The following is a 14517-nucleotide window of genomic DNA, read 5'->3' as shown; positions in this document are numbered from 1 at the left end:
GGGCGAGTGTGCGGCAGCAGTTTCAACGGCTCGATGCCAACTAGCCTCATCCTGAGGAGACCGCTGAAAGCGGTCGTCTCGAAGGACGAGGCGCTTGCTCAGGCCGCGAGCCTGAAGCACATTCCTGTCAAGAGAGTCGCAGCGCGTTCACGAGTGCAGCCAGCGCAGCTGGCTGATGCTGACGACTGGGGTAATACATGAAGAAGCCGGGAATTGGGGGCGTCCAATCCTCCAGGACGCGGATAAGCCGACGCTTCGCCAAGTGCTCCGCGACCTGCTCTTCATAGGCGAGCCCGATGCCAGCTCCAGCGAGCACCGCCTGAATCACCAAGTGCGTATCGTCGATGATGAGCGGGCCGTTCACGCTGATCGTGACCGACTTTCGTCCCTGCTCGAATTCCCCGCTCGGAAGACGCAAGGTTATGCATCGATGATCATTGAGATCCTTTGGTTTTTGCGGAATGCGTCGTGACGCGAAATAGCGAGGCGATCCAACCACCGCCAGTCGCAATTCCGGCGTGACCCGCACGGCGATCATATCCTTTTGAATGTACTCGCCGAGCTGAATACCGGCATCGAACTCGCCCGCAACAAGGTCTACGGGGCCGGTGACGGTGACAACGTCGAGGACGATGTCAGGATAGGCCTCGACGAATGCCGTCAGCTTCGGCAGCAATACCATCACCGCAGCCGACCGGGACATTACAATTCGAAGGCGCCCAGCAGGTCGCTGACGAACGCTTCGGGCTTTGTTGAGAGCGCGATCAATCTGCTCGAGCGCCGGAGACAAGTCGTTCAAGAGAGCTGCCCCTGCAGCGGTTGGCGCGACACTCTTGGTTGTTCGAGCAAGAAGCTGTAGTTCGAGTCGTTGCTCGAGTCTCCGGATCGTGTGGCTGAGAGCAGACTGTGACACACCGAGCTTTGCTGCAGCCCGCGTAAAGCTTCGTTCATTCGCGACGACTGCAAAGGCCGTCAGTTCGTTCAATTCGTTTCTCATGATTTATGAATATCACTCATGACTCTATCCCATGCAACGAGTCTAGCATCATAAGCCGCTTGGCCCTAGGTTCGGCCAACATAGAGCGTAAGCCACCTTTCGGCACATTCCGAGTGCTTCGGCGCTCGGCGCGCCAGGCCGGCCCTGCGAGTCGGTCCGTTGTAACGGTTTTTTGCAGGATGACTGATGGACACGGATGTTCACGCCTTGCGCTTCCTAGCGCAGACCTATTTCGACGCGGCCTATGAAATGGATGCTGAGAAATTTGCATCCATATTCCATCCCTCGAGTTCCGTCACAAAGGTCGGTGACGATGGCAACGTGGCTGTGATGCCGATTGCCGCATGGCTCGCAGCTGTCCGCAACCTTAGAGCACCGAAAGAACAGGGCCTCGAGCGCGACGACCAGATCATTTCAATAGACGTCGAAAGAGAGCTCGCGCTCTTGAAGTTGAAATTCCAGATTCCGCCTCGTTACTTCACGGACATGCTGTCATGCTTAAAGGTCAACGGGGCCTGGAAGATCGTTCAGAAGGTGATGACTTCGGAAACGTAACAATTGGGCAGCGTGCGCGCCAACATCCCCCGGGAAGGCCGGCCCGGCTCCCCTACCGCCTCCGCCACGGAACGGCATGTACGCGGGTCGCGGGAAGGCGTATGGTTGTTGGGTCCTTCGCACGATGATCAACATGACGTGGAGGTGGCCATGAAATATGTGCTGCTTGGTAATCTGAGCCCGGAGTGGGCGAGCAAGCAATCGGAGCGGATCGGCAAGGCCAAGGCAAAGCTCGACAATCTGGGTATCAAGATCGAGTCGATCCACTACACGCAGGGCTACTACGATTTCGTCGACATCATTGATGCCCCGAATCCGGAAGCGGTGCTCGCGTTCTCCGTCTGGTACTCGACCCAGGGTCTGGGCCGGATCCAAAGTATGCCAGCCTTCGACGCAAAGAGCTTCGAAGCCGCGATCAAGAACGCAGTTGGCTAAGCGCTGCTGACTTACGGATCGCAGGCCGATTAGGACGGCAAGATAAAAGCGACGGTGTCGCTCCATTCTGGAGCCGTCTCACGGTTGGCGCCGGGCATCCGGCCGGACCACATTCCGTGGACACCTTGATCCAGGCGGTGCTGACCCGCTGGGACGGCAAATGGCTGATTAAGGCGCTCGAAAACGTGACCTTGACGAACCCACGCACCGGCGAGCCGGTCCTGCGAAAGTGACGGACCCGACACGCGTTGGAGTCGACGATGAAGACGATGGAGACGAACGTCAGGAAGCTGTTCGAGCGATATGAGAATATCTCCAAGGCTTCTCTGCGCGGCGACGTCGACATGGATGACGTCGCCGCGCTCTACGCCTCCGAATTCGTCGCGGCCACGCCGGCCGGCGTGATGACTGGGAAGAACGATGAGCATCTCAAGCAGGTTATCGCTGAGGGCTATGCCCACTACCGGGCGATCGGAACAAAGGAGATGCTCATGCGGGGACTCCGCATCTCGCCGATAGACGAACACCATTGCGTCGCCCATGTCGCCTGGAGAGCGACGTATGTCCGCAAGAACCAATCCGACGTCGTGATTGATTTCGACGTCCACTACCTCGTCCAGCAGTTGGGCGCAGAGCCCAAGGTCTTCGGATGGGTGTCGGGGGACGAGCAGGCGCTCCTGAGGGAGCACGGCGTCATTTGACGCTGGCCAGGTCCCTCACGCACATCTTGATACCGAAATGGCGCGCCCGGAACGATTCGAACGTCCGACCCTCAGATTCGTAGTCTGATGCTCTATCCAGCTGAGCTACGGGCGCGTTTTTCGCAAACAGCGATGGCGGGGATGACCCGCGACGCATTTCCCGGAGGGCCGGGAGGGGTGCGAAAGAGCGCTCTGACTAGCCGCTCTTGCCGGCGTTGGCAAGGTCCGGGATGGGGAGATTTTGCAAGGAGATGACGGCCCCTCCCCTGTCCATTCCGGGACGCGCGGAGCGAGAAGTGCGGAATCTCGCGCCCAAAACCTCTGGATTCCGGGTTCGGCGCGTTGCGCCGCCCCGGAATGACGGAACGGCCGGCCTCGCGCCGAAAATCCTTTGGATTCCGGGCTCGGCACTGCGCGCCGGCCCGGAATGACGGACTCAGCTCGGCCGCTGGCCGACTTACGCCCTTGCCCGCTCGTTGCGGATGGAGAGCAGTTCCACGGGGCGGTCGGGGATGACGATGCGGAAGGTGGCGCCGATGGTGCCTTCGACGAGGTGGATGTCGCCGCCATGGGCGCGGACGAGCTCGGCGGCGATGGCAAGGCCAAGGCCGCTGCCGCCGGGGCGGCCGGAGGTCTGGAACGCCTCGAACAGGTGCTCCCGGGTCTTCTGGGGAACGCCTGGGCCGGTATCGGAAACCTCCAGGATGGCGACGGCGCCCTCGCGTTTTCCGGTGATCCGGATCTGCTGCACGCCGCCATCGCCGGAGGAGGCATGGGTTTCCAGCGCCTGGGCGGCGTTGCGGACGAGGTTGAGCAGCACACGGAACAGCTGGTCGGGATCGGCATCGACCGCAAGCCCGCGCTCGATCGCGGCGACCCAGGCGATCGTGGCATCGCTGGCCAGCCCTGCGGTCTCGCGCACCTCCAGCACCACCGGCTCGATCAGGATCATGCGGCGGTCGGGCGCGGCCTCCTGGGCGCGGCCGTAGGACAGCGTCGACTGGCAGAAGGCGATGGCGCGCTCGAGCGAGCGCACCAGCTTCGGCGCAAAGCGCTGCACCCGCGGATCCGGCACGCTGGCGAGCTGGTCGGACAAAAGCTGCGCCGAGGCCAGCAGGTTGCGCAGATCGTGGTTGATCTTGGAGACGGCGAGGCCGAGGGCGGCGAGCCGGCTCTTCTGATTCAACATCGACATCAGATCGCGCTGCATGTCCGACAATTCGCGCTCGGCCACCCCGATCTCGTCGCTGCGCTGGCTCGGCACGATGATCCGCGCCGAGCTCTCGGGATTCTCGTGGAAGCCGACCAGGCTCGCGGTGAGCCGCCGCATCGGGCGCACGAACAGATAATGCAAGGCGAGATAGACTAGGCCCGCGGTCAGCGCCGCGATGATCAGCGCAACCACCACGACGTTGCGCGAGAAGCGGTACATCTGCTGTCGCAGCGGCAGCTCGTCGGTCACGATCTCGATGAATTGGGCATTGCCGACGCCGGGCCCGACGATGCGGATGGCCTGGTTGCCGGTCTCCAGCATCATCCGGAACGAGCCGGTGATCGCGTCCCAGGCCGTCATGTCGCGCAGATCGATGTCGTGCTCGATGGCTGTCGGAAGGTTATCGCTGGCGAGCAGCCGGCGCTGCTGACCCATCTTGATGGCGACGGCGCGGGCATTGATGCTCTTCAAGATCTGCCGCGACAGCGAATCGGGGACCATGCCGAGCGGCGCGGCATCCAGCACCAGCGCCGCCGTATTGGCCGCCGCCACCCGGTCGTTGAGCCGGTTGACCCAGAAGTTGGCGATGGCGGGCACATAGAGCAGGCTGGCTGCGATCATCACCAGGGGGATGGTAAGCAGCAGCAGCTTGCCTGACAGCCCGAGCCCGCCCGACCCGCGCGGCCGCATCGCCGGCTGGTCCGGCTGATCCAGATCCTGGATCGGCTGGCGATCTGTGGGTGCCACGAAATTCGCCCCTGTTGACCTTGGCTGATGCAGGATGCGACCCGCCCCGGGTCCGGTCAAATTACGGATCGCTAATCTGCCAAGATGAGATGTAAGTGCTGATAAAGCGAGTCGCCACCTCAAGGGTTAAAATCCCCGCACAAACAGCGATATTCACCGGAAACGCGCGCTTGTGCGGCGTTGACGAAAACAAGGCGCTCCCTTATAAGCCGCGCGAATTGTCCGCGATGACCCGGTGCGACACCGGGAGCGGCTCTCTTGGGGCCGGAAAGGGCCCGTTTTGGGCCGCATCTTCCGGACTTTACCATCAATTCTACAGGCAAATTGCCCGGTCAGCGGAGAAAAACCCGTGAAGCGGACTTATCAACCCAGCAAACTGGTGCGCAAGCGCCGTCACGGCTTCCGTGCCCGTCTCGCCACTGCCGGCGGCCGCAAGGTTCTCGCCGCCCGCCGCGCCCGCGGCCGCAAGCGTCTGAGCGCCTGAGCCGGACCCCCTTTTTGGGATTTCATCATGGATCGGCTGAGGCAGCGGGCGGATTTCCTCGCCGTTGCCAATGGCGCGCGGGTGAATAATCCCGCGTTCGTCCTGCAAAGCCGCCGCCGGGACGACGGCGGCCCGATCCGGATCGGCTTCACCGTTTCCAAAAAGAACGGCAACGCTCCCGAGCGCAATCGTATCCGGCGCCGGCTTCGCGAATTGGTGAAGCGGCTCGATCCAGTGTCGATGCATCCCCATCATGATTATGTGCTGGTCGGACGAAGGGACGCGCTCTCGCGCGACTTTGCGACCATGCTCGACGATCTGCGCATAGCATTCACGAGGCCGGCGCGGCATACGGCCAAAGGATCGGCCAAGGCGCGCGGCCAGAGGCCGGGTCGCGCCACAGCGACCAGCCGCAAACCGGATTGATGACGAGACAATCGAGATGACCGACAATCGCAATACCATCCTCGCCGTCATTCTGTCCGGCCTGGTGCTGATCGCCTGGCAGTATTTCTACAACGTGCCGCAGATGGAGAAGCAACGCGCCCAGCAGCAGGCGCAGACCGAGTTCCAGAAGTCCACGCCGCAGCCGACCGCGTCCGCAACGCCGGGCACCGCGCCGCAGGCCGGTGGCGCGACTCAGCCCTCGACACCGGCCGCGAACCAGCAGCAGGCCCAGCCGGTCGTTGCCCGGGACGCCGCGATTGCGGCCAGCCCACGCGTGAAGATCGACACGCCGCGGATTGCCGGCAGCATCTCGCTCAAGGGCGGCCGTATCGACGACATCGCGCTGGTGCAATTCCGCGAAACCGTCGACCCGAAGTCGCCGCCGATCATCCTCTATTCGCCCTCGGGCACGGCGGAGCCCTATTACGCCGAGTTCGGCTGGGTGGCGGCGACGGGCGTGACCGCGAAGATGCCTGATGCCCAGACCGTCTGGCAGCAGGACGGCAGCGGCAGCCTGACGCCGTCGACGCCGGTGGTGCTGAAATGGGACAATGGCGAGGGCCTCACCTTCCGCCGCACCATCGCGGTCGACGACCACTATCTATTCACCATCAAGGACGAGGTGAGCAATGTCGGCAATGCGCCGGTCACGCTCTATCCGTTCGCGCTGATCTCGCGCCACGGCGCGCCGCAGGTCTCGGGCTACTACATCCTGCATGAAGGCCTGATCGGCTATCTCGGCGACCAGGGCCTGCAGGAATACGCCTACAAGAAGATCGACGAAGCCAAGACGGTCAACTTCAAGGCCACCAATGGCTGGCTCGGCATCACCGACAAGTACTGGGCCTCGGCGCTGCTGCCCGACACCAATGCGCAGCTTCAGGCGCGCTTCTCGTCGAATCCGGTCGGCAACGTCCACACCTACCAGACCGACTATCTGCTCGACCCCGTCACCGTCGCGATCGGCGGCACCGCGACCGCGAACGCGCGGCTGTTCGCGGGTGCCAAGGAAGCCGGCGTCGTCGGCGTGTTCCCGTTCGCCGGCCTCGGCGGCTACAACAAGGAGCTTGGGCTGAACCACTTCGATCTCTTGATCGACTGGGGCTGGTTCTACTTCATCACCAAGCCGATGTTCCTCGGCCTCGACTTCTTCTACCGCTTCTTCGGCAATTTCGGCATCTCGATCCTGCTCGTGACCGTGATCGTGAAGCTGCTGTTCTTCCCGCTGGCGAACAAGTCCTACGCCTCGATGGCGAAGATGAAGTCGATCCAGCCGCAGCTTCAGGCGCTGAAAGAGCGCTACCCCGACGACAAGGTGAAGCAGCAGCAGGAGATGATGGAGATCTACCGCAAGGAGAAGATCAACCCGGTCGCCGGCTGTCTTCCCGTGGTGATCCAGATCCCGGTGTTCTTCTCGCTCTACAAGGTGCTGTTCGTCACCATCGAGATGCGGCACGCGCCGTTCTATGGCTGGATCAAGGACCTCTCCGCGCCGGATCCGACCAACTTGTTCAACCTGTTCGGCCTGATTCCGGGCGATCCGACCACGATCCCCGTGTTCGGCCACTACCTCGCGCTCGGTATCTGGCCGATCGTCATGGGCATCACGATGTGGTTCCAGATGAAGCTGAATCCGACGCCGCCGGATCCGACGCAGCAGATCATCTTCAACTGGATGCCGCTGATCTTCACCTTCATGCTGGCCGGCTTCCCGGCGGGCCTCGTGATCTACTGGGCCTGGAACAATCTGCTCTCGGTGGTCCAGCAGAGCTTCATCATGCGCCGCAACGGCGTGAAGGTGGAGCTGTTCGACAATCTCAAGGCGACGTTCGCGAGGAAGGCGACGTAGGCGCCGTTGCCGGGCGCAAATGCCTCCACATCGTCATGCCCGGGCTTGTCCCGGGCATCCACGTTTTTGGAGGCTCGTTTCGTGACTAAGACGTGGATGGCCGGGACGAGCCCGGCCATGACGAGAGGATAGACCGCTCGCATGAACGACAAGACCGACGAGCGACTGATCGAGGCCGGGCGCAAGCTGTTCGCCCGTGACTGGCAGTTCATCTGGGCCTCGCCCTCGATTGCCACGCTGCCACCGATGGCCGGGCTGGAGATCGCCTTTGCCGGACGCTCCAATGTCGGCAAGTCGAGCCTGATCAACGCGCTGACCGGCCGCAATGCGCTGGCGCGCACCTCGCATACGCCGGGCCGCACCCAGGAGCTGATCTTCTTCGAGGTCCCCGGGAAGGGTGACCTGCGCCTCGTCGACATGCCCGGCTACGGCTATGCCAAGGCACCGAAGAGCCAGGTCGCGTCCTGGACCGAGCTGATCCACAAATTCCTGCTGGGGCGTGCCAGCCTCGCGCGCGTCTATGTGCTGATCGACGCGCGGCATGGGATCAAGGACGTCGATCTCGAAGTCCTGAAGACGCTCGACCGCTCCGCCGTCAGCTACCAGGTCGTGCTGACCAAGGCCGACCAGGTGAAGGCCTCCGAGCTGCAGGCGCGCATCGCCGAGACCGAGGCCGCGCTGGCCAAGCATCCCGCCGCGTTCCCGAACGTGCTCGCGACCTCGTCGCGGAGCGCGACCGGCATGGAGGGCTTGCGCGCCGCGATGGCGAAGCTACTGGAAGAGCGGGCCTCGTGATGGCGGCACAACGCCTGCTGATTGGGCTTGCCGGTTTGATGGGCGCCGCTGGCGTCGCGCTGGCGGCCGCCTCCGCGCATGGCGGCGATGCGAGCCGGCTGGCATCGGCCAGCGCCATGCTGCTGTTTCATGCAACTGCCATACTTGCGACCGTCGCGTTGCTCGCGCGCGGACTTCTGCATGGCGGAATTGGACTTGCCGCCGCGTTCGGCTTCGCAGCTGGCGCCGCGCTGTTCGCGGGCGACCTGACCTTGCGGCAATATGCGGGGCACTCGCTGTTTCCATATGCAGCGCCGACCGGCGGAACGGTGATGATTCTGAGCTGGCTGGCGGTGACGTTGGCGGCGACGGTGGCGAAGAAGTAGCGTTCGTGTCCCGGACGCGGTGCGGCACGCAGTGACGCTCCGAAGAGCCGGGACCCAGCGGCCACATAGACCCCGGCTCTGCAGCGCATCGCTGAAGAAGCGCTGCGCTGCGTCCGGGGCACGAAGAGCACTTTGCGCCGCGCTCGCCAATCGGATAGAACGCAGGCCGCGTTAGTCCCGCCAGCGAGATCCGCCTCATGACCGACATCTCCCCGCTCGACCAGGCCCGCATCCTGTCCGAAGCGCTGCCGCACATGCAGCAGTATGACGAGGAAACCATCGTCATCAAATATGGCGGCCATGCCATGGGCGACGAGGAGACCGCCAAGAACTTTGCGCGCGACATCGTGCTGCTGGAGCAGACCGCGATCAACCCGGTGGTGGTGCATGGCGGCGGGCCGCAGATCGCGACCATGCTCAAGCGCCTCGGCATCGCCTCGGAATTCGCCGCGGGCCTGCGCATCACCGATGCCGCGACCATCGAGATCGTCGAGATGGTGCTCGCCGGCTCCGTCAACAAGCAGATCGTCGGCTACATCAATGAAGCCGGCGGCAAGGCCGTGGGCCTGTCGGGCAAGGACGGCAACATGGTGAAGGCGTCGAAGACGACGCGGACCATCATCGATCCGGGCTCGAACATCGAGAAGGCGATCGATCTCGGCTTCGTCGGCGACCCCGAGAAGGTCGACCTCACTTTGCTCAACCAGCTGATCGGCTACGAGCTGATCCCGGTGCTGGCGCCGCTCGCAACCTCACAGGATGGCCAGACCCTGAACGTCAACGCCGACACCTTTGCCGGCGCCGTCGCGGGCGCGCTGAAGGCCAAGCGTCTCTTGCTGCTCACCGACGTGCCAGGCGTGCTCGACAAGTCGAAGAAGCTGATCCCGCAATTGTCCGTCAAGGACGCGCGAAAGCTGATTGCCGACGGCACCATTTCCGGCGGCATGATCCCGAAGGTCGAGACCTGCATCTACGCGCTCGAACAGGGCGTGCAGGGTGTCGTCATCATCGACGGCAAGATGCAGCACGCGGTGCTGCTCGAGCTCTTCACCAACCAGGGCACGGGAACGCTGATCCATAAGTGATGCGGGAGCGGACAAGGAAAGCCATCATGGCCGGGCAAGAGCGCGAAGCGCGTCTTCGCGAAGATGTCCCGGCCATCCACGATCTTTCGTCCCGCGCCAAGAACATGGATGCTCGGCACAAGGCCGGGCATGACGATCGGAGAGAGAGGCAGCCTCGCCATTCCCCCCTGACCCGCTTCCTGATGACGCTGCCCGCCGCAGCCGTCTCGTTCTTCTTCTCCTCCGCGCCAGCCTTTGCGGACCTCAAGATCTGCAACCGCATGTCCTATGTCGTCGAGGCCGCGATCGGCATCGACGACAAGGCGGCGACCGCGACGCGGGGCTGGTTCAGGATTGATCCCGCCACCTGCCGCGTGGTGGTGCAGGGCACGCTGACGGCCGACCGCATCCTGCTCAACGCCCGCGCGCTCGGCGTCTATGGCGCCTCCCCGATCCCACAGAACGGCCGCGACATGCTGTGCGTGGCGCAGGACAATTTCGTCATTGCGGCGGCGCGGCAGTGCCGCAGCGGCCAGGCCCAGGCCGCCTTCACGCAGGTGACGCCGACGCAGGGCGCGGACGGCAACCTCATTGCCTATCTCGCCGAGGATTCCGAATATGACGACGAGCAGGCGCGCCTCGCCGGCATCCAGCGGCTGCTGGTGATCGCGGGTTACGACGTCGGCGCGATCGACGGCGTCGACGGGCCAAAGACGCAAGCAGCGCTGGCCGCATTCCTGAAGAGCCGCGGGCTGTCGTCCGACGTCGTCTCGTCGCCGAATGTCTTCAAGACCATGGTCGATGCGGTGCAGATGCCCTCCGCGACCGGCCTCACCTGGTGCAACGACACGCCGCACAAGGTGATGGCGGCAGTCGCGACCGACGACGGCAAGTCGGTGACGAGCCGCGGCTGGTATCGTATCGATCCCAAGACGTGCCTGCATCCTGACGTGACCGGCCAGCCCAGGCAGATCTTCAGCTTCGCGGAAGCGGTCGATGCCGACAACCGCGTCATCAAGCTGAAGGACCGGCCGCTGAACTGGGGCGGCGACAAACAGCTCTGCACGCGCGAGACCAAGTTCGAGACGAGCGAGCAGACCGATTGCGGCGCGCGCGGATTCGCGGCGACCGGTTTTGGCGCGGTGGACATGTCGAGCGGCGGCAAGACGCTGCGGTTTGCGATGCCGTGATGGGTGGTGCCACAAATCCCGTTGTCGTCCCGGCGAAAGCCGGGACCCATAACCACCGAATTGCGTTCGGCGAAGAACGACGACGAGAGTGCCCGATTGATGGGTCACGGAGTATGGGTCCCGGCCTTCGCCGGGACGACGAGTTGAGAGAATCATTGTGACGACTCCCCGCACCTTCGCCCATGTCGACACCTGGGTGTTCGATCTCGACAACACGCTCTATCCGCATCACGTCAATCTGTGGCAGCAGGTCGATGCGCGGATCGGCGAGTTCGTTTGCAACTGGCTGAACGTCGGCCCGGAGGAAGCGCGGACGATCCAGAAGGACTATTACCGGCGCTTCGGCACCACGATGCGCGGCATGATGACCCTGCACGGCGTCTCCGCCGACGACTATCTCGCCTACGTCCACAAGATCGACCATTCGCCGCTGGAGCCGAACCCGGCGCTCGGTGCAGTCATCGCCGGGCTGCCGGGGCGCAAGCTGATCCTGACCAACGGCTCGGTCGACCATGTCGATGCCGTGCTGGCGCGGCTCGGCTTCGCCACGCATTTCGACGGCGTGTTCGACATCATCGCCGCCGAGTTCGAGCCCAAGCCGGCGCCGCAGACCTACCGGAAGTTCCTGAGCGACCATGCAGTCGATCCGACCCGCGCCGCGATGTTCGAGGACCTCGCGCGCAACCTCGCCGTCCCGCACGAACTCGGCATGACCACGGTGCTGGTGGTGCCCGACGGCACCAAGGAGGTGGTGCGCGAGGACTGGGAGCTGGAGGGCCGGGATGCAGCCCATGTGGATCACGTCACGGATGATCTGACGGGGTTTTTGCAATCGCTCGCCGCCGCCTGAGCGCGACCATGCAAGGAGCGAACGTGTCCCGGAAACCGCCAGGCCTACCCGCCATCGAATGGGACGATCTGCGCTATTTCCTGACCCTGGCTCGCGAGAAGAGCCTGTCCGGCGCGGCGCGCAGCCTCGGCACGACGCAGCCGACCATGAGCCGCCGACTCGAACTGTTCGAGAAGAAGCTTGGCGCCGTGCTGTTTCAACGAAGGCCGTCCGGCCTCGAGCTCACCGACACCGGGCGGCAAATCCTCGACTATGCCGGCAGGATGGAAGACGCAGCTCTTGCTGCCGAGCGGATAGCGACCGGTAGCAGCGCCGGGCTCAGTGGAACGATCCGCGTGACCTCCGCCGAATGGCTGGGCGCGCGGGTTCTGTCGCCCCTGCTTGCTGAGTTCTGCACCCTGCATCCCGAAATGAACATCGAGCTCGTCACCGACACCGAGGCGCTAAGCCTCACCCGACGCGAGACCGACATTGCCGTGCGTTTCGGACGCTTCGAGCAGGAGGGGCTGATGCAACGCAAGATCGGCAGCCTTCCGTTCGGCCTCTATGCGGCGCCCGGCTACCTCAAAGCGAGAGGTCTGCCGGATTTCCGGCAAGGCGGCGCCGGCGCCACAGTCATCGCCATGAACGCGGCGCTTGCCGAAAGCGTCGCCGAGACAAAGTGGCTCCGCCACCATTTGGCACACGCCCACATTGCCTTTCGCAGCAACAGCCGCGAGAGCCAGGCGGCGGCGGCCGTTGCCGGCGCCGGCCTGGTCTGTCTGCCGGCGCGTCTCGCCGGCGCATATCCGCAGCTGCGCGCGATCGAGACGCCGACCCCCGTTCCGAGCCGCGACGTATGGCTCGGATTCCACCGCGACACGCGCGGGATTCCCCGGGTGCGCGGTGTTGTGGACTTCCTCGCCGAGCGCACGCGTCGGCTCCGCTGACGGTCTCCGGTCCGCGTATAGGGATCATACGCCGGCAGCCGATGGGCATCGGCGCAGCTGCCGCCTATGTCGTCTCCCGAGCCCCCTGCAATCGAGGAGATCTGCAATGTTGGACTGGAAGACCTATCAAGGCGAACTGCTGGCGCGCATCGGTGACGTCGGCAAGCTCAGCCCGGAGACGGTGAAGGGCTATCGCGCGCTCAGCGCCGCGGGCGCACAGAGCAGCCGGCTCGGCGACAAGACCCGCGAGCTGATCGCGCTCGCCGCCGCGGTGACCGCACGCTGCGATGGCTGTATCGCCGTCCATGCCGAAGCCGCGACCCGGCACGGCGCGAGCCGCGAAGAGCTCGCGGAAGCACTTGGCGTCGCGATCGCAATCGGAGCGGGGGCCGCGCTGGTGTATTCCGCCCGCACGCTCGATGCATTCGAGGCGAACAATGCGGCGAGCCCAGGGGCGGTCCGATGACGGAGGCGGCCCTTCAGACTGTCGCCTTTTCCGAGAGCGGCACCGCGGCAGCTTCTTTCCAACGCGCCCTCTCCTCGACACTGCCGGTCGAGGAGATCGTGACGCGCCTCAAAGAAAGAATCCTCGCTGCCGATCTCTGGGTGCTGCACGAGATCAATCCGCAGATGCTGCTGCATCGCGGCGGATACGACATCGGCCCGGCTCGGCAGATCCTGTTCTTTCACCCGCGGCTGATGTCGCGTCTGCTGGCGGCCGATTCGGCGGCCTTGCTCGAAGCCCCGCTGAAGTTTGCAGTCATCGGCTTCCGCGAAGGACGAACCGAACTGCGCTGGCTCGATCCCGGCAAAGCCTTTGCGCGATATCGATCGCCGGCGCTTGCTGCGCTTGGCAGCGAACTGGCCGACGTTTGCGAGACCATCATCGCCGGCCTCGATCCCTGAGAGGCAGGCCCTCGCCCATGTTCCGGGCGCGTCGACGCCATCCGGAACATGGCCGAGAGCGTTCTTGACTCTCCTCGTCCAAATCCCGAAAAAGCCCCCTCGATTTCCCGCAAATAACTCCGGTTTTGAGGAAGCCTCCGATGTCCCTGTCCGCCCTGGAATCCACCATCAACAGCGCCTTCGACGCGCGTGACGGCATCTCGACCACGACCAAGGGCGAGGTGCGCGAGGCCGTGGACCAGTCGCTGGAGATCCTGGACAAGGGCGAGGCGCGTGTTGCCGAGCGCGGGAGCGACGGCAAGTGGAAGGTCAATCAATGGCTGAAGAAGGCCGTGCTGCTCTCCTTCCGCCTCAACGACATGGGCGTCATTCCCGGCGGATCGGGCAAGGCGACCTGGTGGGACAAGGTGCCCTCGAAGTTCGAAGGCTGGGGCGAGAACCGTTTTCGCGATGCCGGTTTCCGTGCCGTCCCCGGCTCCATCGTGCGCCGCTCGGCCTTCATCGCCAAGAACGTCGTGCTGATGCCGTCCTTCGTCAATCTCGGCGCCTATGTCGATGAGAGCACCATGGTCGACACCTGGGCCACCGTCGGCTCCTGCGCCCAGATCGGCAAGCGCGTGCACATCTCCGGCGGCGCCGGCATCGGCGGCGTGCTCGAGCCGCTCCAGGCCGAGCCCGTGATCATCGAGGACGACTGCTTCATCGGCGCGCGCAGCGAGGTCGCCGAAGGCGTGATCGTACGCAAGGGCGCGGTGCTGGCGATGGGCGTGTTCCTGGGCGCCTCGACCAAGATCGTCGATCGCGAAACCGGCGAAATCTTCATGGGCGAAGTGCCTGAATATTCGGTCGTGGTGCCCGGCGCCCTGCCCGGCAAGCCGATGAAGAACGGCCAGCCCGGTCCGAGCACGGCCTGCGCCGTCATCGTCAAGCGCGTCGACGAACGCACGCGGTCCAAGACCAGCATCAACGAGCTGCTGCGGGATTGATCGG

17 protein-coding genes and 1 tRNA gene are annotated in these 14517 nt (G+C 64.1%); 15 read left to right on the top strand and 3 right to left on the bottom strand.

What is annotated here, in order from left to right:
* Positions 1-127: 127 nt before the first annotated feature.
* Positions 128-997 carry a LysR substrate-binding domain-containing protein gene (locus tag CWO91_RS09360; protein ID WP_130213209.1) on the bottom strand — a complete coding sequence of 290 codons (870 nt, stop codon included), beginning with the start codon at positions 995-997 and terminating at the stop codon, positions 128-130.
* A 186-nt stretch (positions 998-1183) separates the two neighbouring features.
* On the opposite strand from CWO91_RS09360, the gene CWO91_RS09355 reads away from it, so the two are divergent.
* The 3 genes from CWO91_RS09355 to CWO91_RS09340 all read left to right on the top strand — a co-directional run bounded on the left by CWO91_RS09355 (position 1184) and on the right by CWO91_RS09340 (position 2688).
* A complete protein-coding gene (locus CWO91_RS09355) occupies positions 1184-1552 on the top strand; it encodes a nuclear transport factor 2 family protein (RefSeq protein ID WP_130213208.1) in 369 nt (122 codons plus the stop codon).
* A gap of 12 nt (positions 1553-1564) precedes the next feature.
* The gene (locus tag CWO91_RS09350; protein WP_245471182.1) at positions 1565-1987 is read left to right on the top strand and encodes a GYD domain-containing protein; all 423 of its coding nucleotides are present in this window, start codon (positions 1565-1567) and stop codon (positions 1985-1987) included.
* Between the two features lie 269 nt (positions 1988-2256).
* Positions 2257-2688 carry a nuclear transport factor 2 family protein gene (locus CWO91_RS09340; protein WP_130213207.1) on the top strand — a complete coding sequence of 144 codons (432 nt, stop codon included), beginning with the start codon at positions 2257-2259 and terminating at the stop codon, positions 2686-2688.
* 38 nt (positions 2689-2726) lie between these two features.
* Here CWO91_RS09340 and CWO91_RS09335 read toward each other — a convergent pair.
* A tRNA-Arg gene (locus tag CWO91_RS09335) sits at positions 2727-2803 on the bottom strand.
* 342 nt (positions 2804-3145) lie between these two features.
* A complete protein-coding gene (locus tag CWO91_RS09330; protein ID WP_130213206.1) occupies positions 3146-4648 on the bottom strand; it encodes a sensor histidine kinase in 1503 nt (500 codons plus the stop codon).
* 349 nt (positions 4649-4997) lie between these two features.
* On the opposite strand from CWO91_RS09330, the gene rpmH reads away from it, so the two are divergent.
* From rpmH to dapD, 12 genes are all read left to right on the top strand, one after another.
* On the top strand, positions 4998-5132 hold the full coding sequence (rpmH, locus tag CWO91_RS09325) for a 50S ribosomal protein L34 (protein WP_008542748.1): 135 nt from the start codon (positions 4998-5000) through the stop codon (positions 5130-5132).
* A gap of 27 nt (positions 5133-5159) precedes the next feature.
* Positions 5160-5558: a ribonuclease P protein component gene (rnpA, locus tag CWO91_RS09320; protein WP_130213205.1), complete on the top strand. Its 399-nt coding sequence runs from the start codon at positions 5160-5162 to the stop codon at positions 5556-5558.
* 16 nt (positions 5559-5574) lie between these two features.
* On the top strand, positions 5575-7428 hold the full coding sequence (yidC, locus tag CWO91_RS09315; RefSeq protein ID WP_130213204.1) for a membrane protein insertase YidC: 1854 nt from the start codon (positions 5575-5577) through the stop codon (positions 7426-7428).
* 141 nt (positions 7429-7569) lie between these two features.
* Positions 7570-8223 carry a ribosome biogenesis GTP-binding protein YihA/YsxC gene (gene yihA / locus CWO91_RS09310; RefSeq protein ID WP_130213203.1) on the top strand — a complete coding sequence of 218 codons (654 nt, stop codon included), beginning with the start codon at positions 7570-7572 and terminating at the stop codon, positions 8221-8223.
* A complete protein-coding gene (locus tag CWO91_RS09305; protein ID WP_165405323.1) occupies positions 8223-8588 on the top strand; it encodes a DUF423 domain-containing protein in 366 nt (121 codons plus the stop codon). The genes yihA and CWO91_RS09305 overlap by 1 nt, the downstream gene beginning before the upstream one ends.
* A gap of 197 nt (positions 8589-8785) precedes the next feature.
* On the top strand, positions 8786-9673 hold the full coding sequence (argB, locus tag CWO91_RS09300; RefSeq protein ID WP_130213201.1) for an acetylglutamate kinase: 888 nt from the start codon (positions 8786-8788) through the stop codon (positions 9671-9673).
* A 182-nt stretch (positions 9674-9855) separates the two neighbouring features.
* Positions 9856-10842: a DUF1036 domain-containing protein gene (locus tag CWO91_RS09295; protein ID WP_165405325.1), complete on the top strand. Its 987-nt coding sequence runs from the start codon at positions 9856-9858 to the stop codon at positions 10840-10842.
* Between the two features lie 157 nt (positions 10843-10999).
* Positions 11000-11692, top strand: a complete 693-nt coding sequence (locus CWO91_RS09290) for a pyrimidine 5'-nucleotidase (RefSeq protein ID WP_130213199.1) — start codon at positions 11000-11002, stop codon at positions 11690-11692.
* A gap of 23 nt (positions 11693-11715) precedes the next feature.
* The gene (locus tag CWO91_RS09285) at positions 11716-12621 is read left to right on the top strand and encodes a LysR family transcriptional regulator (RefSeq protein WP_208753003.1); all 906 of its coding nucleotides are present in this window, start codon (positions 11716-11718) and stop codon (positions 12619-12621) included.
* A gap of 106 nt (positions 12622-12727) precedes the next feature.
* A complete protein-coding gene (locus tag CWO91_RS09280; RefSeq protein ID WP_130213197.1) occupies positions 12728-13087 on the top strand; it encodes a carboxymuconolactone decarboxylase family protein in 360 nt (119 codons plus the stop codon).
* Positions 13084-13527, top strand: coding sequence for a DUF302 domain-containing protein (locus tag CWO91_RS09275; RefSeq protein WP_130213196.1), 444 nt, complete (start codon positions 13084-13086; stop codon positions 13525-13527). The genes CWO91_RS09280 and CWO91_RS09275 overlap by 4 nt, the downstream gene beginning before the upstream one ends.
* A gap of 140 nt (positions 13528-13667) precedes the next feature.
* The gene (dapD, locus tag CWO91_RS09270; protein ID WP_130213195.1) at positions 13668-14513 is read left to right on the top strand and encodes a 2,3,4,5-tetrahydropyridine-2,6-dicarboxylate N-succinyltransferase; all 846 of its coding nucleotides are present in this window, start codon (positions 13668-13670) and stop codon (positions 14511-14513) included.
* Positions 14514-14517: the final 4 nt, after the last annotated feature.

The sequence above is a fragment of the Bradyrhizobium genosp. SA-3 genome, assembly GCF_004212635.1.
In the GTDB taxonomy this organism is placed as follows: domain Bacteria; phylum Pseudomonadota; class Alphaproteobacteria; order Rhizobiales; family Xanthobacteraceae; genus Bradyrhizobium.
Note: the sequence above shows the minus strand (reverse complement) of the source record. Positions and strands in the feature narration are given on the sequence as shown.